21 protein-coding genes, 1 tRNA gene and 1 pseudogene are annotated in these 22,664 nt (G+C 49.3%); 8 read left to right on the forward strand and 15 right to left on the reverse strand.

All coding sequences use genetic code 11. The features are described 5' to 3' along the window. Positions 1-68 precede the first annotated feature (68 nt). A complete protein-coding gene (tssB, locus tag IO95_RS22235; RefSeq protein WP_023492511.1) occupies positions 69-566 on the reverse strand; it encodes a type VI secretion system contractile sheath small subunit in 498 nt (165 codons plus the stop codon). A 620-nt stretch (positions 567-1,186) separates the two neighbouring features. Here tssB and IO95_RS22240 point away from each other — a divergent pair. Next, positions 1,187-2,584, forward strand: coding sequence for a hypothetical protein (locus IO95_RS22240; RefSeq protein WP_023492512.1), 1,398 nt, complete (start codon positions 1,187-1,189; stop codon positions 2,582-2,584). A 117-nt stretch (positions 2,585-2,701) separates the two neighbouring features. Here the strand turns inward: IO95_RS22240 and IO95_RS22245 are convergent, their stop codons facing one another. The 3 genes from IO95_RS22245 to IO95_RS22255 are packed head-to-tail and all read right to left on the reverse strand — an operon-like array spanning position 2,702 to position 5,092. Then, positions 2,702-3,715, reverse strand: a complete 1,014-nt coding sequence (locus IO95_RS22245; RefSeq protein ID WP_023492513.1) for an NAD(P)-dependent alcohol dehydrogenase — start codon at positions 3,713-3,715, stop codon at positions 2,702-2,704. A gap of 42 nt (positions 3,716-3,757) precedes the next feature. Then, positions 3,758-4,747 carry an aldo/keto reductase gene (locus tag IO95_RS22250; RefSeq protein WP_023492514.1) on the reverse strand — a complete coding sequence of 330 codons (990 nt, stop codon included), beginning with the start codon at positions 4,745-4,747 and terminating at the stop codon, positions 3,758-3,760. Positions 4,748-4,801: 54 nt separating this feature from the next. After that, positions 4,802-5,092 (reverse strand): putative quinol monooxygenase, encoded by a 291-nt coding sequence (locus tag IO95_RS22255; RefSeq protein WP_023492515.1) that lies wholly within the window; start codon positions 5,090-5,092, stop codon positions 4,802-4,804. A gap of 112 nt (positions 5,093-5,204) precedes the next feature. Here IO95_RS22255 and IO95_RS22260 point away from each other — a divergent pair, with 112 nt between their 5' ends. Continuing rightward, positions 5,205-6,101, forward strand: a complete 897-nt coding sequence (locus IO95_RS22260) for a LysR family transcriptional regulator (protein WP_023492516.1) — start codon at positions 5,205-5,207, stop codon at positions 6,099-6,101. A 69-nt stretch (positions 6,102-6,170) separates the two neighbouring features. Next, on the forward strand, positions 6,171-7,628 hold the full coding sequence (locus IO95_RS22265; RefSeq protein WP_023492517.1) for an AMP nucleosidase: 1,458 nt from the start codon (positions 6,171-6,173) through the stop codon (positions 7,626-7,628). 73 nt (positions 7,629-7,701) lie between these two features. On the opposite strand, the gene IO95_RS23715 is transcribed toward IO95_RS22265, so the two are convergent. From IO95_RS23715 to citC, 11 genes are all read right to left on the reverse strand, one after another. Next, complete coding sequence (locus IO95_RS23715; RefSeq protein WP_023492518.1) at positions 7,702-9,594, reverse strand: FKBP-type peptidyl-prolyl cis-trans isomerase N-terminal domain-containing protein; 1,893 nt, start codon at positions 9,592-9,594, stop codon at positions 7,702-7,704. A 1-nt stretch (position 9,595) separates the two neighbouring features. Beyond that, on the reverse strand, positions 9,596-10,021 hold the full coding sequence (locus tag IO95_RS26255; protein ID WP_023492519.1) for a hypothetical protein: 426 nt from the start codon (positions 10,019-10,021) through the stop codon (positions 9,596-9,598). Positions 10,022-10,809: 788 nt separating this feature from the next. Then, positions 10,810-11,457, reverse strand: a complete 648-nt coding sequence (gene alkB / locus IO95_RS22280; RefSeq protein ID WP_023492520.1) for a DNA oxidative demethylase AlkB — start codon at positions 11,455-11,457, stop codon at positions 10,810-10,812. Between the two features lie 132 nt (positions 11,458-11,589). After that, positions 11,590-12,819, reverse strand: a complete 1,230-nt coding sequence (gene agp, locus IO95_RS22285) for a bifunctional glucose-1-phosphatase/inositol phosphatase (protein ID WP_023492521.1) — start codon at positions 12,817-12,819, stop codon at positions 11,590-11,592. Positions 12,820-13,082: 263 nt separating this feature from the next. Continuing rightward, positions 13,083-14,546: an anion permease gene (locus IO95_RS22290; RefSeq protein WP_023492522.1), complete on the reverse strand. Its 1,464-nt coding sequence runs from the start codon at positions 14,544-14,546 to the stop codon at positions 13,083-13,085. 30 nt (positions 14,547-14,576) lie between these two features. Then, positions 14,577-15,494, reverse strand: a complete 918-nt coding sequence (gene citG, locus IO95_RS22295) for a triphosphoribosyl-dephospho-CoA synthase CitG (protein WP_023492523.1) — start codon at positions 15,492-15,494, stop codon at positions 14,577-14,579. Beyond that, on the reverse strand, positions 15,475-16,020 hold the full coding sequence (citX, locus tag IO95_RS22300; protein ID WP_023492524.1) for a citrate lyase holo-[acyl-carrier protein] synthase: 546 nt from the start codon (positions 16,018-16,020) through the stop codon (positions 15,475-15,477). Before citX ends, citG begins: the two co-directional genes overlap by 20 nt. Before the next feature lie 4 nt (positions 16,021-16,024). Continuing rightward, on the reverse strand, positions 16,025-17,530 hold the full coding sequence (citF, locus tag IO95_RS22305; RefSeq protein WP_023492525.1) for a citrate lyase subunit alpha: 1,506 nt from the start codon (positions 17,528-17,530) through the stop codon (positions 16,025-16,027). Then, positions 17,527-18,447 carry a citrate (pro-3S)-lyase subunit beta gene (citE, locus tag IO95_RS22310; RefSeq protein ID WP_023492526.1) on the reverse strand — a complete coding sequence of 307 codons (921 nt, stop codon included), beginning with the start codon at positions 18,445-18,447 and terminating at the stop codon, positions 17,527-17,529. Before citE ends, citF begins: the two co-directional genes overlap by 4 nt. Further along, positions 18,431-18,739 (reverse strand): citrate lyase acyl carrier protein, encoded by a 309-nt coding sequence (gene citD, locus IO95_RS22315; RefSeq protein ID WP_023492527.1) that lies wholly within the window; start codon positions 18,737-18,739, stop codon positions 18,431-18,433. The genes citE and citD overlap by 17 nt, the downstream gene beginning before the upstream one ends. 11 nt (positions 18,740-18,750) lie before the next feature. Next, a complete protein-coding gene (citC, locus tag IO95_RS22320; RefSeq protein WP_023492528.1) occupies positions 18,751-19,809 on the reverse strand; it encodes a [citrate (pro-3S)-lyase] ligase in 1,059 nt (352 codons plus the stop codon). Between the two features lie 437 nt (positions 19,810-20,246). Here citC and dpiA point away from each other — a divergent pair, with 437 nt between their 5' ends. From dpiA to IO95_RS22340, 5 genes and pseudogenes are all read left to right on the forward strand, one after another. Next, complete coding sequence (gene dpiA / locus IO95_RS22325; RefSeq protein WP_023492529.1) at positions 20,247-20,942, forward strand: two-component response regulator DpiA; 696 nt, start codon at positions 20,247-20,249, stop codon at positions 20,940-20,942. A gap of 155 nt (positions 20,943-21,097) precedes the next feature. Next, positions 21,098-21,173, forward strand: a tRNA-Asn gene (locus IO95_RS22330). Positions 21,174-21,353: 180 nt separating this feature from the next. Further along, positions 21,354-21,443 (forward strand): annotated as a pseudogene (locus IO95_RS24920) (integrase); the annotation flags it as partial. A 41-nt stretch (positions 21,444-21,484) separates the two neighbouring features. Then, positions 21,485-21,817: a transposase gene (locus tag IO95_RS22335; protein ID WP_081878611.1), complete on the forward strand. Its 333-nt coding sequence runs from the start codon at positions 21,485-21,487 to the stop codon at positions 21,815-21,817. Continuing rightward, complete coding sequence (locus IO95_RS22340; protein WP_081878612.1) at positions 21,814-22,656, forward strand: IS3 family transposase; 843 nt, start codon at positions 21,814-21,816, stop codon at positions 22,654-22,656. The genes IO95_RS22335 and IO95_RS22340 overlap by 4 nt, the downstream gene beginning before the upstream one ends. Positions 22,657-22,664: the final 8 nt, after the last annotated feature.

Raw genomic sequence — 22,664 nt, forward strand, 5'->3', positions numbered from 1 at the left:
GGTCGCATTTTCATGTTTTACAGTCATTAGCATTATCTCGTGTTAATCCATTAAAAACCGGTCGCCGGTTAAGGCTGTTGAGGCGCCAGGGCAGACAGTTCAGAACGCAGTTCATTGCTCAGGGCAGGGTCACGCAGGATTTTTTCCAGCTCTTTACGGAAGGCCTGGTTATCCAGCAGGTTGGATTTGAGGTCACGCAGCAGACTGCGCATCGCCAGCATGGCTTTAAGTTGCGGGATTTGACGAGCAACCTGTTCCGGGGTAAAGTCTTTCATGTTCTGGAAGGTCAGGCGGATATTTTCTTCACTGCCATCCCCCGCCAAGGTATTTTCCACCGCAATATTGACAGAAGGTGAGAAATCCTGTAGGACGCTATTAAAATTATTTTTGTTAATATTTTGCTTTTCGCGCTCAGACAATGAGGCCGTCTCTTGACCATGACTAAAGTCACCCGCCACCAACAATTTCAACGGTAATTCGGTCTTCTTTTGCGCCCCTCCTGTATGGAGGTTTAATTTCAGGTTGATCCTGGCTTTCGGTATTTCATTTTGGAAGGAATTTGACATAGCTAACCCTGTTCAACAAAGAGAATGAAGAACGGTCTGCCCCGGAAAATAAACCGGCATGGCCCCCTTGCCAAACAACCACTTCCTTTTGCATCACCGGATGCAGACAACAACAGGGTCACCAACCAACCTATTTATATAACAAGATAAGGGCAGAGCGCTGTGTATCATAAGTTTTTCTGAGACTGGAAAAATGGTCAGATAAAAACCTATGGCGACCACCATAGAAGCATTAAGGAAATTAATAAACAAGATAATTGTAAGCAAATGTTTCAAACCCCACCAGGGCGCATTATACCTCACTTCAATGATTTATAAGATTTTTCTTAATATGACTCCCAGGGAATCCCAACAATGCTTTGCGCTGTAGCTGCATTAATCAGTAGCCGATTAACACAGAAAAAATTGTTGTGCTATAGGCATTTTTTCTTAATAAGCTGCCGACCAGTGATTGTTTGTGCAAGATGTCTCAACGTATCACTGAGTTCTATGGCGTTCCTCACTAGAGCCTCTCCGCCTATTGTGGCAATATTGCCGTCTTCGATCAGCAGTGCCACATCTATAAATGCCGTCTGTAAGTGCCAGGGTCTTTGAATACCACGCTATAAGGAATTTTCGTGATGCTAAGTGTTTTAAGTTTTACCTGGTTTGAGGTGTTTATGATATTAGTACTGCTGTCGACCCTCTGTATTGCGGCGGGAGTGCTTTTATTTTTACTGGTAAAGTCACTCAGGCATTCTAGAAGCCGTATCCTTTTGCTATGGATGGTGTTACCTCAATTGCTAGCCATACTGATCATTTGGTGGTGGCTAAATTTCTACAACGTCGACGAAACTTTCAGCATGTTTATCGCCGCGTCTATAGCCATGCTATTAGGGATAGTGATTGGTTCTTTCGTCTTCAGTACGCTGAAGTCGGTCACTTATGGACTATTATTTGGCCATTTCTTTGCACTGATATTATTTATCTTCTTCTTTGGCATCTCAGAGACAAATTTGTCTACCGAACTACAGACTGGCAAAGATATGCGCCAGCTACGTGATATCGACCAAAGTAGTAAGGCATTTAATCGCCGACTCGAAGATACGAAATTCCGCCAGGAAATGTTGCACAAAGCCGCAAGCTGGGATATGCCTGAAGCCACGTTTCGTGGATTGCTGGCCAGAGGCGCGGACCCATTTCAGATATATGCCTATGATGGCACCATCTTCTCAATAGCGGTAAAACGTCACAATCTTAATGCACTACGTGCGTTTAGCGAGTTGTTGGATGGTGATGATGAACAGGCAAAAAACAACCGTGCCTTTCTGCGCCAGGAAAATCCGTTAGATCAGAATTTCTACTTTTCGGATATACCGACGAAAGAAGAAAAGCAGCAGTATAAAACTACCGCGAAAATTATCCTCGATAAGATGCCTGAGCTCCTGAGCAATGAGGTTTACGCCAGAATTTTACCGGAAGCCAGTGTGGAACTAATTCAGTTTTTTTGGGGGTACCATCCCCCTGAAAAACCCGTTTACCGTATTCAGGCCGAAGCACTGCTGGGTATGGTGGCTGTTGCGGATAAAATCGCCGCCACTCCTGGCATTCTTAAGGAGAAACCTGCCGCCCATCACGCTGAATCGCTATTGGAATACCTGATTGAGTATGCTCCACGTCCGGTGATCCAAGCCATTCTTGAACGCAACGTAATTCAGTGGGCGGATTATAAAGATAGCGAAGGGAAAAACCCGGTGTTGGAAAAAGCGATCTATCGAGCAAGAAAATACGCTGGGGATGATCCGCAAGTATTGACGATCGTGATGTCCGACATATTAGCGCGCCATGCCCCTTGGTTGCCGTCGCAGCTTGTTCAAGGGTTTTATACCGAGGAGGAGGGTTCGCACGTGGTCAGCGCATTGCATAACGCAGGCATAACCTGTAAGCAGCTCCGTGAAGCGCTATCTAACCTCCACGTTGAGGATTTATTCACTGATGGTAAGCAACGGCTTGAGGAAGTTTGCGGTGTGGAAAAATAAAGTTCTGTCACCTTAAACCAGAGATTAAAGAACACTCTCGGTTAACCGTGTAGGTCCGCCATAGCCAGAAACCAATATTACCATTCAAGGCAACGGGGAACACCTTCCCCCATGCACTTAGCTATGAGTGATGACGATTTTCCCCACGTGTTGGCGTGAAGCAAAACGTTGCCAGGCTTGTTTGGCTTCGGCAAATGGAAAAACGCTATCAATGACCGGGATAATTTTGTGTTGAACCAGTACTCGATTCATTTGTTCAAAATCTTCACGTGAACCAACACTAATCACCCGAAAGCGTGCGGCACTCTTGAACAGGCTGAAGAAATTGATTGCCTGCGCATCATGAGCCACAAAACCGACCAACGCCAGTTCCCCCCCAATACAGATAGAATCGATTGACTGATTTAGCGTACCGGGTCCCCCGACTTCGATCACTCGGTTAACCCCCTGCCCAGCCGTTAAGCGTAATACTTCCTGACTCCATGCAGGGTGTTGCACATAGTTAATGATTTCATCTGCGCCCAATGCCTGTAACTGTGCGGCTTTACTTTCACTTGAGGTAGTGGCAATAACCCGGGCCCCCATTGCTTTTGCTAACTGTATCGCAAACAGTGAAACGCCACCGGTGCCTAAGGTTAGTACCGTCTCCCCCGCTTTTATCGGCCGATCACCGTTAAGAGCTGACCAGGCAGTGACTGCAGCACAAGGCAGCGTTGCTCCCTGCTCAAAGCTGAGGTAATCGGGTAAGACTAACAGCGACTCCTCGCTAACCACCTTATATTCAGTAAGCCAACCATCGCGATTACTGCCATAAACCTCATCCCGTGCCGAGGCCTGAAAAGAGCCGCCAAACCAGCGAGGCATGAAAGTATTCACCACCCGATCGCCAACGTTAAAGCGTTCGACACGTTCGCCAATTTGCATCACTTCACCCGCCGCATCTGATAATGGGATATGTCCAGGGCTAGACGGCAAGGTGTATTGGCCGTTCATAATCGCCAAGTCTCGATAATTCAGCGAAGTTGCGCGTACCCGGATTAACACCTCCCGAGCCTGCGGCACAGGTAAGTCCTCCTGATAAAGGCCTAAGTGTTCAAGATTGCCAAATTCTTTGAAACGATAGCTTTGCATCTGAGTATTCCTATGGCGATAAATACGCTACTTCCATATGTATTAGATTGCTAACAAGTGCATAACACTCTCTTGATAACGAGTACCGCTAGCTGCTCCCAGAGGAAAGGCGGCATCAATCGAAGCCAGTTCACTGTTCGTCAATGTCACATTTAATGCTGCGATATTTTCCTCAAGATTGTTGATTCTGCGAGTGCCAGGAATCGGCACCAAATATTCCCCCTGTGCCAATACCCAGGCCAGTGCTAATTGTGCGGGTGAACAGCCTTTATCCCGCGCCATGGCCTTGATTTGTTCAACCAGGTAAAGATTGCGGGCAAAGTTATCCCCTTGAAAACGCGGGTTGTCGCGGCGAAAATCATCAGCATCAAAATCTTCAGGCTTGTTAATCGCTCCGGTCAAAAAACCGCGACCTAGGGGGCTGTATGGCACAAAACCGATGCCTAAGCGTTTACAAGCCGCCAATACTGCATTTTCAGGATCTCGGGTCCATAGCGAATATTCACTTTGCAGCGCAGTGATCGGGTGAACTTTATGGGCTCTCTCTAGCGTTGGTGCTGATGCTTCACATAACCCGAGATAACGCACTTTCCCTGCGGTTACCAACTCAGCCATGGCGCCAACGGTTTCTTCAACCGGGACATTGGCATCAATACGATGCTGATAATAAAGGTCAATACAGTCGACCCCCAGGCGTTTTAAACTGGCATCACAACTTGCATGAACATATTCTGGCCGACCATTCACATGGCGCAGATGAGGGTCATTCGCGTCCAACTGAATACCAAATTTGGTGGCCAAAAATACGTTATCACGCCGCCCCTTAATGGCGCTGCCAACCAGACGTTCATTAGTATGTGGGCCATACATATCTGAGGTATCAAGGAAATTAATGCCACGATCCAAAGCATAGTGGAGCGTGCTGCGTGATTCATTATCATCATGAGCACCATAGAATGCGCTCATCCCCATACAGCCAAGCCCGATGGCAGAGACTCGCGGGCCATCTTTACCTAATGTGCGCGTTTGCATCACTACTCCTTGTTTCTCAGTGGATAACTCAGAAAATTGGCTTATCGCCAACAACTACCGGCTCAATTGGCGGTGATGAATGGCGGAAATGGATTCAGTGAGCTCAAGAGAGAAGAAATTCAGGGTGTAACTTTTTTCCAGATGTTCCTGCAGCGCTGACTGGTCGGTAAAAACTTCCCAGAGAGTAAACTCTTGCGGGTTACTCTCATGTTGAAAAATCTTAAAAAGCTCACATCCTGGTTCTTTTACTGTTTCCTCGATTAAATCCAAAATGGCAGATTTCAGTTCAGCCTCTTTGCCTGGTTTGGATTTAATTAACGCCGTTGCTTCAGCCTTGTGGTTCATGGTCATTTTCCTCTGGTAAAAAACATTTATCGCAATCGATGATAAATTGTAGACAAGGCAGATTAATGAAACTAGATTGAATAATTAAATCTTAAATTCCATATATGAAATCATGCTGGATGAATTAGCACTGTTTGTCAGTACGGTTGAAGCGGGCAGTTTGCGGGCAGCAGCCGAGAAAGCCTCTATGCCGGCCCCGACGCTCACCCGTCGCTTGCAGAAGTTAGAACAGCACTTGGGTTGCCGTCTGTTGCATCGTAGCGCGCGACGGATGACCCCGACCCGCGAAGGCTGGCAATATTATGAGCTGTGCCGACCACTGATACATTCTCTGCAGCAAGCCACCGCCAAGCTGGATGTAACACTGCATGAAGTTAGCGGGCTGATCCGCGTATTGGCACCAACGGATTTAGCCAATGATAATTTGGCTCCAGCCTGGATATCATTTATGACGCAATATCCAGAAGTGCGGCTCGAGCTGGAACTGAATAATTACACGCAGGATTTAATCGGCAGTGGTGCAGATCTCGCGATCCGTGTCGGCGCTCAACCAGATTCATTACTGAATATGCGGAAATTAGGGCAGAGCAAAGCAGTCCTGCTGGTGGCGTCTCCCGGTTACCTGGCTAAAAATGGCACTCCAGAATCAATAGAAGCGCTAAAGCAGCACGACCTGCTGATTAGTACCCCGTTATCTACTTGGTCAATGCGGCACCGCCAAAGCGGCGAATCGGTAAGCTGGCAACCTCAAGGCAAGTTTTGTGTTAACGGTGTCTATCTGGCACTACAAGCCGCCTTAGCGGGATTAGGGATCTTATTTTGCCCAGAAAGTTTGTGCCATAACCCACTGCAACGAGGGGAGCTTATTCAACTATTACCAGAGTGGCAGACCTCCTCACGTGAGATTTATGCTGTATGGTCCCAGCAACAATATGTTCCCGCCAGGGTCCGTGCGCTAATTGAGCATCTAGCCACCTTTTGCCAGCAAAACCCCTTGTTGATGGTATGAATCTGTTGCTTAACCTACACTGTCTGTACTTTTTACTATGCTGAGATGTTGCAAAAACCAGGGGACACCATGAGCACACCGCCAGAAACCACGCTAACGGCAGAGCAAGCCCTCGACAAACTCGAGGAGATGTACAACGCTTCGGTATCTGCCTTGCGTGAAGCCATCAAGGATTTTATCGCCCATGGCACCTTGCCAACAGCACAGGCACGGGATAATGGGCTGTTTTCTTACCCTGAGCTGCGCATCCACTGGGAAGGGGAACCGCCAACCCCGAGTAAAACTCGGGCTTATGGTCGCTTTAATCGACCAGGTAAATACACCACCACCATTACTCGCCCGCAGTTGTTGCGCCCTTATTTAGCCGAGCAACTTGCTTTGCTGGAAAGTGAATACACCGCAACCATTGAAGTGCTGCCCTCACAACAGGAGATCCCCTTTCCCTATGTGATCGATGGTTCTAATCTGCTGTTGGATAGGAGCATGAGCGCCAGTCTGGCCAAGCACTTCCCTACCACTGAGCTGGCACAGATCGGGGATGAAACCGCTGATGGATTGTTCCATTTTGCCAAGCATTTTCCCCTTTCCCATTTCGATGCGCTGCGTACCGATTTTTCACTCGCACGCCTGCGCCACTATACCGGCACGCCGGTAGAGCATTTTCAACATTTTATCTTGTTCACCAACTATACCCGTTACGTTGATGAATTCGTCCGTTGGTCCTGTAGCCAAATCGCCGATCCTGACAGCCAATACCAGGCCTTGTCCTGTGCTGGGGGGCACTATGTGACAGCAGAAAACCTCAATCAGCAACAAGCTGCCTCTGATTTGGCCTGGAAAAATCACCAGATGCCCGCCTATCATCTGATTGCCAACAATGGCCAAGGGATCACTCTGGTTAATATCGGTGTCGGCCCTTCAAATGCTAAAACCATTTGTGACCATCTGGCGGTACTGCGCCCACATGCCTGGCTGATGATTGGCCACTGTGGTGGTCTGCGGGAAAGTCAGTCAATCGGTGATTATGTGCTGGCACATGCTTATCTGCGTGACGACCATGTTCTGGATTCCGTTCTACCGCCAGATATTCCAATCCCCAGTATTGCTGAAGTACAACGTGCGCTGTTTGATGCCACCAAAACAGTGAGTGGTATGCCGGGGGAAGCAGTCAAACAACGGTTGCGTACCGGTACCGTGGTCACTACCGATGACCGTAACTGGGAGCTACGTTATTCCGCTTCTGCACGGCGCTTTAACCTTAGCCGAGCCGTGGCGGTAGATATGGAAAGTGCGACCATAGCCGCGCAAGGATACCGTTTCCGGGTACCTTATGGCACATTGTTATGCGTATCGGATAAGCCATTACACGGCGAGATCAAGTTACCTGGTCAGGCGAACCGTTTTTATGAAGGGGCGATCTCCGAGCATCTGCAGATTGGGATTTGTGCCATCGACCTGCTCAGGGCTGAAGGGGAGCGCCTTCACTCCCGCAAGCTTCGCACTTTCGATGAGCCACCATTCCGCTGATCACCCCATCGCGATTCAAGCCGCAGCGGTGTTGGTTCAGCCAACGCCAGCCGCTGCGGCCTGGCCTTTCCGGTTACTGAACCTCTCCTGACTGATTGTTGTTATCGTTATTGCTGGTTTGACTGGCCGATTCGGCTATCACATCAAGGATCCGTAGGTTATAGACCATGGTCGCTGCTGGCGGTATATCGGGAGCAAAACCGTTATCACCATAAGCCAACTTTGGGGGCACCACCAGGGTCATGTTGCCATGGTTCTTGAGTTTACCCATTGCCTCGCGAAACAGCGGTGGATAGTCGCTCAAGGGTTGTGAAATTGAGGTGCCAGTCAGTTCCATATCTTTGATCACTTTGCCATCCGTCAGGCTCTCTTTCACCACCACTATCACCGTATCTTGCTCACTAAATTTCTGGTCACCGGCATAATTGATACGATAATAAAAGCCTTGTTCAGACTTAACGACTCCCGGCTGTTTTTTAAACTTATTGATATATTGGCTGCCTTGCTGCTCATTCTGTTGTTTGATCTTTTTGTGCTGACTATTCAGTTCAACTTCACTGGCCTGTAAAGCCGTAACAATCTGCTCTTGGGGCAATTTTGGCTGACCATTGATCACGTCGGTGACACCCGCCAGCGCCAATTGATGATTAACCTCCACCCCTTGTGTTTTTTTGCTATCCAGTAACATTAGAATGTCACTTCCCAAGGCGGTGCCGATGGCATAGTCGCGTTTTTCCTGCTCACTTTTAGGGTTGATTGCAGCAACCACCAGCTTGGTTTGTTGCTTCTCGCTATCAGTCAACTTTTGTTGGAGTTGTTTAAGAGAGTCGGTTTTCTGCTGATTCTCTTTGCTCTGCGTAGCCAATTGCCCCTGTAACATCGCATTTTCCTGCTGGCTGGCTTGTTGTGCCTGTTGCAACTGCACAAGCTGCAGCGATTTTTGCTCACCATCCTTAGTTTGTGCGGCTAACTGTTGCTGTAATCGGGTCATTTCCTGCTGAGCTTGTTGCAGTTGTGTCAATTGCTGAGATTGCCGGGCATTATCCTGGCCGGTTAACGCCAGTTGTTGCTGTAACTGCTTAATCTGTTCGGCTTGCTGTTGGTTATCTTGGCGTTGGGTCGCTAACTGCTGTTGTAGGAGTGTGCTGGCTTGTTGATCTTGCTGGAGTTGTTGCGTATGTTCCTGGCCGGTTAACACTAGTTGTTGCTGTAACTGCTTTATCTGTTCAGCTTGCTGTTGGTTATCTTGGCGTTGGGTCGCTAACTGCTGTTGTAGAAGTGTGCTGGCTTGTTGATCTTGCTGGCGTTGTTGCGAATGTTCCTGACCGGTTAACGCCAGTTGTTGCTGTAACTGCTTAATTTTATCTGTTTTTTGCTCATTCTGTTTGGCCTGTACCGCCAATTGCTCTTGTAAACTCACCAATTGCTGCTGATCTTGCTGTGACTGTTTTATTAACTGCTGTTTGTCACTGTTATTACTGAGTTGTATCAACCATTGCTGCGGTAATTTCAATAATGCCTGCTTCAAGCTGGCGTATTCAGAAGCCTGAGGTTGTTGCTGTGATGGTTGTTGTAGTAATGACTGTTGCAGTAATGACTGTTGCTGCGATGTTTTGTTACGCAATGCCTCCAGGTCTACTTCTTGCTTGCTGATTTTCCCCTTTAGCTGACCAATAGTGTCCTGCAGCGCCTTTATTTTTCGGATATCACCTCGGGTACTTTCATTGGCGGGCTTAATTAATACATCAGGTGAATTTGCTGGGATAGGCTTGCTGCTTGCAGGGCGTTGCGTAGCACTGGGTGAAGGTATCAAAAGCAAGACTTCAGGTGAAGTGCTCTCTTGATTGGTAAGCACTTCCAGTAAGTTCAATGTCTCGGCGGTGGTCGTCTCGGTTCCCTCGGCCCTTACACTACCCAGCGGCAGCGCCAATGTCATCAACACACCGCAATATATCCTGCGTTTCACATCAACCCTCCCCCTTCTGGATCAAGCCTTGCATCACTTCGCGCGCAATATCGGCACATAATTGATTGGTCTTATATTTGTACAAGGCGTCAATCGTATCTTTGGTCGCCGGGTTGACCTCACCACGCACGCTGTTATAGAGCGAGGCATTATTAACCAAACGATTGAAGTGAGCTTGCTTGGCTGCATAAGCCTTCGGGTTGATCTGCTTCAGTGAGGCAAGTTCACTCTGACACAAGCCAATCTGGCTGGTTTTTGGTTCCTCAACCACTTTCGGGGTGGCAACCTCGCTGTGCGAGTTAACCGGAGCCTGTATGCTCACTGTCTCCGGCTGATGGGTTTTCTTTGCAGTAGCCTGACAGCCCGCCAACAGCAAAATACCGCACCATAACACGCCTAAATAGAATTTCTGTTGACTGCTTCTCATGGAAAATACCTTTTAAAAATGGTCATACTCGTCATCCTTCAAGTTGCTTGGGTGTTGGCTGCGCTCCATCACCCCAGTCACATAGTTATCTATGCTCCTAGGGATTTCATCGCTTGCCGCCTGCAAGCAACACGAATTATTTTGTGTATATACTTAAAATTAATTCAGTTAAATCTAAGCAGGCGTGGCAAAGAGAAACCTTCTTAGAGACACATTGAAATAGGGCCGACACATCACACGGCTGATTCAAACTGTACTAGTCCTGCAACTCGCATTATTTTTACCTAGATACATCCGAAAGTTAGATTAGCGCATTGCGGCAATATAGTACTGATATATTTTCACTCCAGCAACCCTTGGTCTTTTAAGTATTTTCTATTTATGCGAACAACTAAATCTTACCGATACCACTTTATAAACCTACCACAACAAGTTAACCCACCTCAATGCAATCAAGTTAACATAATGATTTTTATTGATAAATAAAAAATAAAAGAATAAATAAATTAAAATTTTCTAATTTTTACTAGCATTAAATCATTCAGAGAAATTACTATTTTTTAAAATAAATTCACCGAGTGAATAATAAACCATTGAGGATAACATCAATAATTCCTTTGATAATCAAAAGGTGAAAATTTAATAGCTAGAATTTTCCTAAATAATAATTTTTACATTCACGCCTGATATGATGCAGAAATTAATTTTTGTGATGGCACCAATGAGCCATCATCTGAGGAAATATTTGAGGCGATAAAAACAACATGCCCCCTATAACCTCTCCCCCATTACAGCGCTTTGCGCAAAGTGATATTGATGCGGTGTGAACCCACCAACGAGTGATAGCCCTCTTTCACCGGCATAATACCGTGAAAACAGAGGCGTGAAAGCCCGCCCCATACCACCACATCGCCATGAGCGAGGGGAATACGTCTGGTTTTGTCACTGCGTTGCAACCCACCAAACTGAAAAATGGCCGGTAGCCCCAGCGATATCGACACAATCGGCGCACTAAAGTCACGTTCATCTTTATCTTGATGCAATGAAAGTTTACTACCAGGATCATAGCGATTAAATAAACAGGCATCAGGCACATAGTGGCCAAAACCCGCTTGCATCGCCGCTTCATCCGCCAGTGCCATCAGGATTTCGGGGATATCAGGCCAGCATTTTCCGCTACCCGGGTCACGTTGCGAATAACCATAGCCATTGCTGTCGCTATTCCAGCCGTTGCCACACCAGCTCATCGCCACCGACATGGTAAATCCCCCCGGCGTCGTCATATGCCGCCAAGGTACCTGATCCACCACACTATTCACCGCTGCCAGCAATTCGGCACCATGGTTGCGGGCAAAGCCATGTAGCACCAGCGCACCGGGAGCGATTTCTTCACGCCATGGGGGAGGAAGCGCATCTTCAAACAGGTCGATCGTCATTGCCTACCTATCATTACCAATGAATTAATTTTGTGACAATGTCACAAATCAGTGCAAGCGGAGAATATAATATACCAGATTGCTTAAAATGCAGGTAAAGGGCACAGCACCCTGTGCCCCGTCAGACTGCCGCTAGAGCATCGTCTTCATGGTTTTTTCAAAATCACTCCAGGCGCAGAAGCCTTGTTTATCGATAGGGCAACCTTCCAGCGCCAAGGTGACGCGCTGTGGTGGATTTTGCAGCGTTAACGGGGTAGCGCCCCGCAGTTGCTCGGTAGATTGATAGACATACTCTATCTTCAGCAAATCACGATTATCCTTAGTGTCGTGCCAACGCTGAAACACCAGTTTGCCGCCAATGGGGGTTTTCTCATATTGGTTCGGTAAATGGTAAGGTTTGAATTTCATCGCCGAAAGCAGTGAAGCAATATTGGAATCATGCCCCACCAGCAGCGTCAGTTTGGGGGAATCGGATTTACGTTCCCCTATCAACACCGAGTTAATATAGGTGAGTAGCGGTTTAGCAACGTTTTGCGCCACGACCGGCGAGGTGAACAGCGAGTCCTGATAGCCATCTTTCAACTTAGCTAACTGCTGCCACTGCTGTGGCGTGGTGACTTTGCCCCAAGCCACCTCCTTGATAGGGAAACCTTCGTAGTATTGCAGCATAAAGGCATCCACCAACGAATTGCCTACTTTCAATGGCCCGGACACCCCCGGTTCTTTGCCCGCTACCGCACTCATTTTGCTCGGTTCAGCCGTCAGATCGCACTGCTTATCCTGCGTGCAGGCGGTAGAATGCGGATAATCGATAATCTCTGCCAACTGCTTATAGGACGCGTCCAACTTTTGTGAAGCCAGGGCGGCATTCATGGCACTTAACGCCTGTTGATTAAAAGCTTCGCTGGTATCAGTGATAATCGGGTTAAAGGTGGGGTCCATCTCGCCCATTTTATCTTGATGATGAACGGTGATATCACAGCCAGGAAAGGCCCCGCTGGTAAAGAACTGTGCGGTCGCCACGGTACGTTGCAAACTGTTGGCATAAACATAAACGCTCTCTTTAGCCGGGCAACCTTCTGCTGGCAATACCCCTGCCTGCTTGAGCCAGGCATTAAAGTAGTGCCCCATATACACTTCCAGCACGCCCCCTTTGGTGGTCAACAAACCGCCCGGAGTATCCCACTGTGGCCAGGCTTTCGGGGTGGACTGCGCCAATACGCTGCCATTGTTCGCCAGCGGCGCACGTAAATTATGGCGGCTCATCACCAGCACCTGTTCCAATTGATAATGGTGAGTTTCAGCAACAACGGTGGCACTAAACAACAGAGGTAAGCAGAATAATAAACGGTTGTTTTTCATTAGCGAGATTCCCTAGATATACACTAAATAATTCGAGTTGCTTGTAGGCGGCAAGGGATGGAATCCCCAGGAGCATAGTTGACTATGTGACTGGGGTGACAGAGTGCAGCTAACACCCAAGCAGCTTGAAGGATGACGAGTATATGATTATTTTTAAAGGGTTAATGTTCACTGGCTATGATGGGGGCATTAGAGAGGAAAGTATGTGAGAGGTATCACGGTGAGGGGGAACAGCAGCCATCGGTGGATGGCTGCTGATTCAATCAATACCACAGGCTGAGAATTGGCCAGCCAATTAACAGTAATGCCGAGATATAGACCACGCCAAGGATGCCCCCTAGCCGCCAATAATCTTTCGATTTCACATAGCCACAGCCGTAAATGATCACACCCGGGCCGGTGGCATAAGGCGTCAAGACCCCCATGATACCGATAGACAGCACCAACAGGATGGACAAATGCTCCATCGGTACCCCTGGCAACCCTTTACCCACCGCCAAGATCACTGGCAGCATAGTTGCAGTATGGGCAGAAAGGCTGGCAAACAGGTAGTGTGCATAATAGAACACCAGCACCAGCATAATCACCGTCATTTTTGGTGAGAAACCGTCCAAGTGGGTACTCATGGTGGCCGCGAACCAGTCAATAAAACCGGAGCGCGTCAGGCCACTGGCCATCACCACCAGCGTTGCCAGGTTAACCAAGGTATTCCAGGCACTGGAATACTTGGTAATCGCCTGCCAACTCACCACTCTCAGTGCCAGCATCAGTGAAACCGCCAGCAAACACACGGCTGTGGCGTCGACCAAATGACCACCAAATACCCACAGACTCAGGCTAAGAAGTACCAGACCAATCAGGGTATATTCTTTACCCGTCAGTTTGCCCATCTCCCCCAGTGCCGTGTCCGCCCAACTGGCCACTTCATTACTGTGAGTCACTTCTGGCTTATACAAGTAGTAGGAAATCAACGGCGCAATGATCAGCAACAACAGCCCCACTGGCAGGAAAGCCAAGAACCATTGCATCCAACTGATATTTACCCCGGCAATTTTGCTCACGAACTCAATACCTAAAACGTTCGGTGCCGCACCGGTAATAAACATCGAGGAACTGATACTGGTACCAACCACCATCATCCACATCAGGTAGCCGCCAATGCGGCGTGAAGAGGGATCATTAGGGAAAGAGTCGAACAACGGCGGTAAGTTTTTCACCACCGGGAATACCGTTCCCCCGGTACGCGCGGTGTTCGATGGGGTAAAAGGTGCCAGCAGGATATCGATAATCACCACGGCGTAACCCAACGTCAGGGTGCGTTTACCCATAAATTTTACCAGGAACAGGGCAATGCGCCGCCCCAACCCGGTGGCTTCATAGCCCAAGGCAAAGATAAAAGCGCCAAACACCAGCCAAACGGTGGTGCTGGAGAACCCAGCCAGCCCCCACTTCAGCGCCTCTTTACCGGCCTTAAACCCCGGGTTAGCCAGTTCTTCCGCCCCGAACAGCACCCAGTTGGAGCTCAGCACACTGACCGTCACCGCAATAAAGCTGATTGCCGTTGCTGGGATGGGCTCCAGGATCATACCGACAATCATCGCCACAAAGATGGCGAAATAACGCCAGGCTTGTGGCGGCATCCCCTCCGGCGTGGGTATCAATAGTAGCACCGCAAGCACCACTAACGGGGCCAGTGCTTTCCATATTTTCTCTTTGGTTTCCGACATACACACTCTCCTGAAGCTTTGTTATTTTTCTCAATCCAATTGGGTATAAATAGGTGGCTGTGGTGGCTGTGGCAGTTGTGCCAGTAACCAAGTCACGATCAATAAGTCGGCGCTGCCACCGGGGCTCAGGTTGCGAGCAATACAAGTGGCATCAAACTGGCGCAGGCGTGCGATACCCTGCGGTGCCCCAGCCCCACCTTGGTCCAATAATTGCTGTGCATACTGTTGTAACCAACGCAACCCGGCGATGCCGCCCCGAGAAGCGACGTTGGTGTCATCGTTAAAGGCCATCAGCCATAGCAGGCTATCGAGCAGCGCAATCTGTTCACTGCACCCCTCAGTTATTTTTTGTTGATACTGTGGCAACGCCCCGTTGATCACCTGTTGGAAGCCCGATTCAGCTTCACCGCGCGCCCCACTCAAACCAAACTCGGCGAACAAGCGCTGGCCCGCCGTTTGCCCAGTGTTGTTATGTAACAACTCGCGGTTAACCAAACCACGACAGATCTGAGCCACCAGTTGGCACAGGCTGGCGCTATCAATCTGCCGCTGTTGCTGTTGCAAACGGCCAAATGCGCTGCACAGCAACCCCAAAGAAAATACGCTGCCTTTATGGGTATTAACGCCCCCGGTGGCCCGGTACATCTGTGCTTCACAAGCCAGGCCCAGTGGGCGAATACGTGCCAGTTGCTGTTCCACTGGCAAACCTGCATCCGCCTCGCCCTGGCGAACAAAATGGGGTAACCACCGGGCAATAGCCCGTGAACTGCGGTAGAAATGGCCAAGGTTCATATCACGATGGGCACCATTATTGCGGCGATCCACCAAACCGGGTTTCGGGGTTAAATTCACCTCCACCAGTAATGCCTGAAAGGCATTGTCGGCAAAGTGCTGGCTGGTGGAAGAGAGGTTCAGTGCTGGCGAGCGTTCAGATTGCGAGAGCAACATTGAGCCTCCTTTGCATTTCATTCAGCAGTTGTTCAGTGCTATGGAGACGTTGGCGGGCACAGATTTTGGCTGGCTGATCACACAGCAAACACTGGCGTTCTGGCAGCCCTAGATCAGAACGTGACAAAATTTGCCCTTGTGGTGTCAGTACGTCGATATCCCACAAGCGGCCAACCGGTTGCTGCTGTTCCAGCTCAATGGTGGCTTTCTTCACTGCATAGGCATCAGCCTGCAACGCCAGATAACCTTCACACCCGGTTGATAATGCCCATGTTTGCTGCTGTAGACTGTGCCAAGCCAGTTGCTGAAACCTGTGCTGTAAAGCCTGCCACCCCAGGTTGAAAACCTGCCGCGTCATTGGGCTGTCTTTCACTGCCCCGGGCACCACCAGCGTCAAGACCAACAGCGTGCTTTGGTGGCGCGCCAACCACGCCTGTTGCCGAGCCTGCCGGCATTCACGGCTGGAAAGCAGTTCCGGCAACTCAATGGCGTAGCTGGTGGCCAATTCGGGGGCAATGTGCAACATGGCGTTACTCTGCGACCTGATGCACAACATCGATGACCGACCCGTCACGATAGCGCACCACCGCCACCACCTTATCGGTAAAGGCAATCGGCTGCGGTTCACCGGTCAATATCAGGGCGCGTTCCCGCAACCATTGAATGGTGACCACCTCCAACCCTGCCTCACGTAGACGTTGCGCCAACTCAGGGCGTGCCGTGTTAACCGCAATACCATGATCGGTAACCAAAATGTCAATGCTGGAACCCGGTGTTACACAGGTAGTGACTTGCTCCACCAAGGTTGGAATACGGCCGCGCACCAACGGGGCGACAATAATCGCCAACCGTGCCGCGGCTGCAGTGTCGCAGTGACCACCCGAAGCGCCACGGATCATGCCATCTGAACCGGTCAAGACGTTGACATTGAAGCTGGTGTCAATTTCCAGCGCGCTCAGCACCACCACATCGAGACGATCAACCGAAGCCCCTTTAGAGCTGAAGTTGGCATATTGGTTGGCGCTGATTTCGATATGATTAGGGTTACGCGCCAATGAGGTTGCCGCCGCACGATCAAAACTTTGCACATCGAGTAATTTATGGATCAGCCCTTTCTCATGCAGCTCGACCATGGTGGAGGTGATGCCCCCCAAAGCAAAACCAGCACGCACCCCGCGCAGACGCATCTTATCTTCCAGGAATCGGGTTACCGCCAGAGAAGCGCCGCCAGTTCCGGTCTGCAAAGAGAAACCATCCGTGAAGTAACCTGAGCCGACAATCACCTCCGCCGCACGGCGCGCAATCAGTAATTCACGCGGGTTCGAGGTCATGCGTGTGGCATCGGCACCGATTTTGTCAGCATCCCCCACTTGGGCCACTTGAACGATCAAATCCACCTGATCTTGTGCCAGGCTGGCAGGATGATGTGGATAAGGCACGATAGCCTCAGTCAACAGCACCACATTGCGTGCCACAGCGGCATCCACCTTGGCATAACCCAACGAGCCACAGCAGGCCTCGCCGGTATAGCCGTTGGCATTGCCGAACTCATCGCAGCTAGGTACCCCCAAGAAGGCAACATCAATCTGTAATTCGCCAGACTCAATCAGATCAACACGGCCACCGTGGGAATGGATCTGTACCGGCTGTTTCAATAAGCCACGTGAAATAGCATCAGCCAGCGGCCCACGCAGGCCAGAGGTGTAAATACGGCTCACCACCCCATTGCGGATATGTTCAACCAAGGGAGCATGGCAATCGGTTAACGAGCTGGGTGCCAGTGTCAGATTGCGAAAGCCCATGGCGGCTATCACTTCCATCACTTGATTGAGTGTTAAATCACCACCACGGAATGCATGGTGGAAAGAGATGGTCATACCATCTTGCAAACCGCTGCGGCGAATAGCCTCTTCCAGCGAGTCGCAACGTTTGATACCCCGTGGTTTCCGCGCCTGTTGGTTGGCCTTGGAGACGTCCTGATAAAGCTTCATGCCCGCGAGATTATCCAGAGTTGATAGGCGTTGTTGGAGTTTCATGATGCTTCCTCGCTGCGGTTCACTTCTTCGCGCACACCGGAAAGTGCCGCACGTTGTAATACCAGACGGGCTCGTTCGATGACTGGGCTGTCCACCATCTTGCCATTGAGCGAAACCACCCCACGCCCCTCTTTTTCTGCCGCTTCGGCCGCATCCACCACCCGTTGGGCATGGTCGACTTCTTTAGCGGTGGGGGCATACAGGTTGTGCAGCAATTCAATTTGGCGTGGGTTAATTAGCGATTTGCCGTCAAAACCCAACTGTTTGATCAATGCCGCTTCTTGCAGGAAGCCCGCTTCGTTATTGGCATCGGAATAGACGGTATCAAAGGCTTGAATACCTGCAGCACGGGCAGCTTGTAGCAAGGAACAGCGGGCAAATAGCAGTTCTACCCCTTCCGGCGAGCGTTCGGTCCGCAAATTGCGCACATAATCTTCTGCCCCCAGTGCCATGCCCACCAACCGTGGGGATGCATGAGCAATAGCCACCGCATTGGTGATACCTTGGGCTGACTCTACTGCCGCCAGCAAACCGGTACTGCCCACGGGGCGACCGCAGGCACGTTCAATGGCAGCAATTTCATGCTCCATATCCACGACGTCTTGTGCCGTGTCGGTTTTGGGTAAACGGACGATATCCACCCCAGCACGCACCACCGCCTGTAAATCAGCCACACCATAGGCAGAATCCAGCGCGTTAACCCGCACAATGGTTTCCACTTCCTGATACAGCGGGTGTTGCAGTGCGTGATAGACCAGGCGACGAGCGGCATCTTTCTCACGCAGGATCACCGAGTCCTCAAGGTCGAACATCAGGGCATCCGCCTGATAGATAAATGCGTTACTGACCATCGCCGCATTGGCACCTGGCACAAACAACATGCTTCGGCGCATACGGTGTTTATTCAGCGTTTTCATGGCGATCCCCCCATGGCAGGCTGGCGGTGTCACTGGCGCGCATTAATGCCGTTTCCAACCGCGCACGCAGCACACAATCCAGCGCACCTTTGTCATCAACCATGACCTGGACTGGCGGCACGTTGTATTGCTGCAACACTTGCAACAAGGTGCGGCGAATGGCGTCACCAAACTGTTTTTCCACACTGCTGGCAATCAGCAAGTCATGTGCGGGGCCTTCTGCTGGGGCGATGCGAACCATCACATCACTGGATTCCAACGTACCGGCCATGGCCTCTCGGATTATTTTCATTCTTCACCTGATTAAGCAGATTCAATTTTTTGTTCTGTTACCGTTGAGCGCCGCTGTGTCTGCAGATCCTGCAAGTAGTACAAGGTATCTTTTGGCACCAATGGCGCTGCGGCGTGAAAGTCCCCCGCTGCCAGTAGCTTGCGCACCCAGGAAGCGGAGATCGCGGTACCTTGATATTGCAGGCGTTCGATCTCTAGCAGCTCGATAGCTGGACTCGGCAAGGTGGGGGTTTCTAACCAGTAGCGCATATCGCGGTTGTATTTCGCCGTCACGGCACAAAATGGCTCATTGCCAACAAAGCGGTGGGTAATCCCTAACGCTGGGGCCAGATACTGGCGGAATATTTTCAGATCGATTTCGGTGTAACAATCATCGGCAACCCCTTGTTCTTTGATGAAATAACAAGGAAAGGTGGCCCGAGAGATAACGTACTGTGAGCCTTCATGCACCGTCAGGTTTTCAATCCCCTCGGTGCCTTTCAATACCAGGTCTCGGCGATCTTCATAGGGGAAGCGAGAGGTATTCTCCTTTACCAGAAACAGGTGGAGCCAGTCACAACGGGCTGCGGCTTCCCTTATCAAATATTGGTGACCACGGGTAAAAGGATTGGCATTCATCACGATACTGCCGATGGTATCCCCCGGCTGGCGCAACTTGGCCAGTTGCGTGGCATAACGTTTCAGGCGGCACGGACTATTTTCCATCAGCACCACAATGCCTGGCACACTGGCTATTGGGTAAAAGCCGCATTGGCGAAATAACGCCTCATTTTGCACTTTGGTATAGATAAACAACTGGGTGTGATGGCGCTCATAGGCCAGATTAACCAACTCGGTTGCCAGTGACAGTGCCAACCCTTCACCCCGCATCTGCGGGCTGATGGCAACACATTTGATAATATTTTCGGCAATACCCCCGCAGGCAACTAATTGTTCGCCTTGTGTCACGGTAATAAAAACCTCCACCGTGGTGTCAATATTCAGATCGTTACTGCGTAAGAAAGCATTAATTGCCGTTATATTTTTGTGATCTGATCTTTTCACTCGATTAAATAGGGTATCACCTAACATACTGGTCTCTCTAAAATAACCTGAAAATAACAATTAAAATACAATAAGAATGTTAACTAACAGCAAGAAAATTAAATAACCCTTTTAAAACAAAGCATTGATTTCCAATGCGTTAACTACTTTAAAAATCAAACCGCATTAGGTAGCAAGCTAACAAGTCCCATCTACCCTATCCTGCCCAGTCACGAGATAAATCCCCGCTGCTGATATAGTGTGCAAGCAGAATGGTAATAATTTAAAAAAGAGCTAATAGGGCTATGTTAAACATAAAAATGGCCTTAATTATTGACCTATTTCACAAACCCTCCAGTGTATATAAATTGTTTAATGGTTTTTATTTACTTAATTATTTTTATTGTTTTTACTGAGGCGGTAGTGTTTAATTAAATCGCGTTTAATCAGTATCCGTTAAATAATTCAAGCTGTAGGAAGTGAAAATGGAATGGCTTAACATTCTGATCGTAGAAGATGAAACCCCACTGGCAGAAATGCATGCGGAGTTTATCAAGCAACATGGGGGCTGCCGGCAGATCTGGCTGGCGGGCACACTGGCGCAAGCACGCATGATGACCGAACGTTTCAAACCTGACATGATCCTGCTGGATAACTTTTTGCCTGATGGTCAAGGGATTGAATTGCTGCGTGAATTAACGCTGCAAGGCTTCGAGGGGGGGATTGTGTTTATTACTGCCGCCAGTGATATGGATACCGTGGCAGAAGCACTGCGCCATGGCGTTTTTGACTATCTGATCAAACCGCTGGCCTATGATCGGTTAGCCCAAACCCTACAGCGCTTTAGCCAACTGCGCGAGGCGCTAAAAGACAAAGCACGGCTCAACCAACGCCGCATTGACGAGATGTTTAATACCTATGCACGCGGTGGTGAACAAATCTCCTTACCCACCGGTATCGATAGACTGACCTTAATGAAAATACGTACCTTATTTGACGATCCACAAGCGCGCCATACCGCAGAGAGCGTCGCACAGCAAATCGGCCTGAGCCGCACCACGGCCCGTCGTTACCTGGAGTTTTTCACCGCCAGTCATCAATTGGTCGCAGAAATTATTTACGGCAAGGTGGGCAGACCACAGCGTATTTATCGCTCTGCGGACAGCAGCGAGCTACTCTGATCCGGTTATCAATGGATTTCAAAGTGGGATTTAACAGGCTAAATCTGTTAAAACTTCAATGGGTTGCGCATTCTTTAAGCAAACAATCACAGAATGCATAATCCTCCTTTGACTTCCTTGCGGCACCCCGTTATGATTCTTGCCGTTCACACGATTCCTCTGTAGTTCAGTCGGTAGAACGGCGGACTGTTAATCCGTATGTCACTGGTTCGAGTCCAGTCAGAGGAGCCAAATTAAGGGAGGCAGACGTTCACTAACGTCTGCTTTCTGCATTTCTATCAATTGGTTATCCCCGCTCAGTCGTTCGCCCTCGTTCACTAAAAACCACTCGAAGCCATATCATTTTGATGGTAAAAATGCTGGTAATGCTGGTTCGATCTCCCTTTTACCAACAAACGAGGGAGTGTTTTCATGTCACTGACTGATATTAAAGCAAAAAATGCCAAACCCCTTGAGAAGGAATACAAGCTAACTGATGGCTTTGATATGTTCCTTCGCGTTTGTAATGATGTAATCATTCCGGACACTTTGTTAGAGATATAATGAGCAACACTAACGAGGTGAAAATGCGAAGAAAAACGTTTACCCATGAGTTCAAACAGGAATGTGTCAATCTGGTTATTCAACATAACGATCCAGTGAACCAGGCCGCTGAAACAATGAATATTGGACTTTCAACCTTACAGCGTTGGCTGCGGCAATATCGCGGTGAGATCCTCGGGGATACACCAATAGCCAGTGCTATAACACCGGAACAACGGCGGATACAAGAGCTTGAAAAGCAGGTACGGCAGTTGCAAAGCGACAATGACCTGTTAAAAAAAGCTTTGGCCTTCTTCGCCATGGAAATGAACAACGACAAAAAGTCGCGGTGAAGCTGAAGAAGGCCGGTGCCAATATCCAGCAGGTATGCCGCTGCTTATCGCTCACGCACAACGTGTTTTATGCGCGGAGTCGTCGGCCAATAATTAAACCCGATGTTCTTATGTTGCACACGGCGACTAAGCATATTCATGCTGAAATGGATGCTACATATGGCAGTCGGCGAATGTGCATTGAGTTAAGGGAACAGGGTTTTAACGTAGGCAGATACCGCATTCGCCAGATAATGAAATCACTGCTGCTGGTTGCTAAACGTCCCGGGCGTCATCGCTACCCGCGCGGTGGAAAACCTGCTGTAGTGGCCGCTATTTTACTGAATCGGCAGTTTAATCCAGAGGCACTGAATACCTGGTGGTCGGGTGATATTACCTATCTGCGTACCGCTCAGGGGTGGTTATATCTGGCTATCGTTATGGACTTATGCTCAAGAAAAATAGTCAGTTGGGCGTTCTCAGACAAACCAGACAGCACCCTGACTATCCGGGCCTTAAGGCTGGCGGTAAGTAAACGACGACCAACACGCTCCGTGGTGTTCCATAGCGACCAAGGAGCACAATATACCAGTGCGCAGTTCCAGTCCTGCCAGCAGGAACTTGATGTGATAGGTAGCATAAGTTGTAAAGGTAACTGTCTGGATAATGCCGTTACAGAAAGGTTTTTCCGCAGCCTGAAAGCGGAAAGAGTTAACTATCGTCGTTATGAAACCCGAAATCAGGGTATTGCAGACGTCATTGATTATATCGACAGTTTTTATAATCTGAAAAGACGGCATTATCGGCTGGGAAACATATCGCCGGATGAGTATGAGCGCCGACTACAGCAATGTGCCTAAATCAGTGT

Source organism: Serratia sp. DD3, from assembly GCF_000496755.2.

Coding starts and splice junctions, on each gene's coding strand:
- alkB (WP_023492520.1), bottom strand. CDS start 11,457: ATGACGATCGACCTGTTTGAAGATGCGCTTCCTCCCCCATGGCGTGAA.
- IO95_RS22290 (WP_023492522.1), bottom strand. CDS start 14,546: ATGTCGGAAACCAAAGAGAAAATATGGAAAGCACTGGCCCCGTTAGTG.
- tssB (WP_023492511.1), bottom strand. CDS start 566: ATGTCAAATTCCTTCCAAAATGAAATACCGAAAGCCAGGATCAACCTG.
- citX (WP_023492524.1), bottom strand. CDS start 16,020: ATGTTGCACATTGCCCCCGAATTGGCCACCAGCTACGCCATTGAGTTG.
- dpiA (WP_023492529.1), top strand. CDS start 20,247: ATGGAATGGCTTAACATTCTGATCGTAGAAGATGAAACCCCACTGGCA.
- citD (WP_023492527.1), bottom strand. CDS start 18,739: ATGAAAATAATCCGAGAGGCCATGGCCGGTACGTTGGAATCCAGTGAT.
- IO95_RS22335 (WP_081878611.1), top strand. CDS start 21,485: ATGAGCAACACTAACGAGGTGAAAATGCGAAGAAAAACGTTTACCCAT.
- IO95_RS26255 (WP_023492519.1), bottom strand. CDS start 10,021: ATGAGAAGCAGTCAACAGAAATTCTATTTAGGCGTGTTATGGTGCGGT.
- IO95_RS22245 (WP_023492513.1), bottom strand. CDS start 3,715: ATGCAAAGCTATCGTTTCAAAGAATTTGGCAATCTTGAACACTTAGGC.
- agp (WP_023492521.1), bottom strand. CDS start 12,819: ATGAAAAACAACCGTTTATTATTCTGCTTACCTCTGTTGTTTAGTGCC.
- IO95_RS22265 (WP_023492517.1), top strand. CDS start 6,171: ATGAGCACACCGCCAGAAACCACGCTAACGGCAGAGCAAGCCCTCGAC.
- citG (WP_023492523.1), bottom strand. CDS start 15,494: ATGTTGCTCTCGCAATCTGAACGCTCGCCAGCACTGAACCTCTCTTCC.
- citE (WP_023492526.1), bottom strand. CDS start 18,447: ATGAAAACGCTGAATAAACACCGTATGCGCCGAAGCATGTTGTTTGTG.
- IO95_RS22255 (WP_023492515.1), bottom strand. CDS start 5,092: ATGAACCACAAGGCTGAAGCAACGGCGTTAATTAAATCCAAACCAGGC.
- citF (WP_023492525.1), bottom strand. CDS start 17,530: ATGAAACTCCAACAACGCCTATCAACTCTGGATAATCTCGCGGGCATG.
- citC (WP_023492528.1), bottom strand. CDS start 19,809: ATGTTAGGTGATACCCTATTTAATCGAGTGAAAAGATCAGATCACAAA.
- IO95_RS22260 (WP_023492516.1), top strand. CDS start 5,205: ATGCTGGATGAATTAGCACTGTTTGTCAGTACGGTTGAAGCGGGCAGT.
- IO95_RS22240 (WP_023492512.1), top strand. CDS start 1,187: ATGCTAAGTGTTTTAAGTTTTACCTGGTTTGAGGTGTTTATGATATTA.
- IO95_RS22250 (WP_023492514.1), bottom strand. CDS start 4,747: ATGCAAACGCGCACATTAGGTAAAGATGGCCCGCGAGTCTCTGCCATC.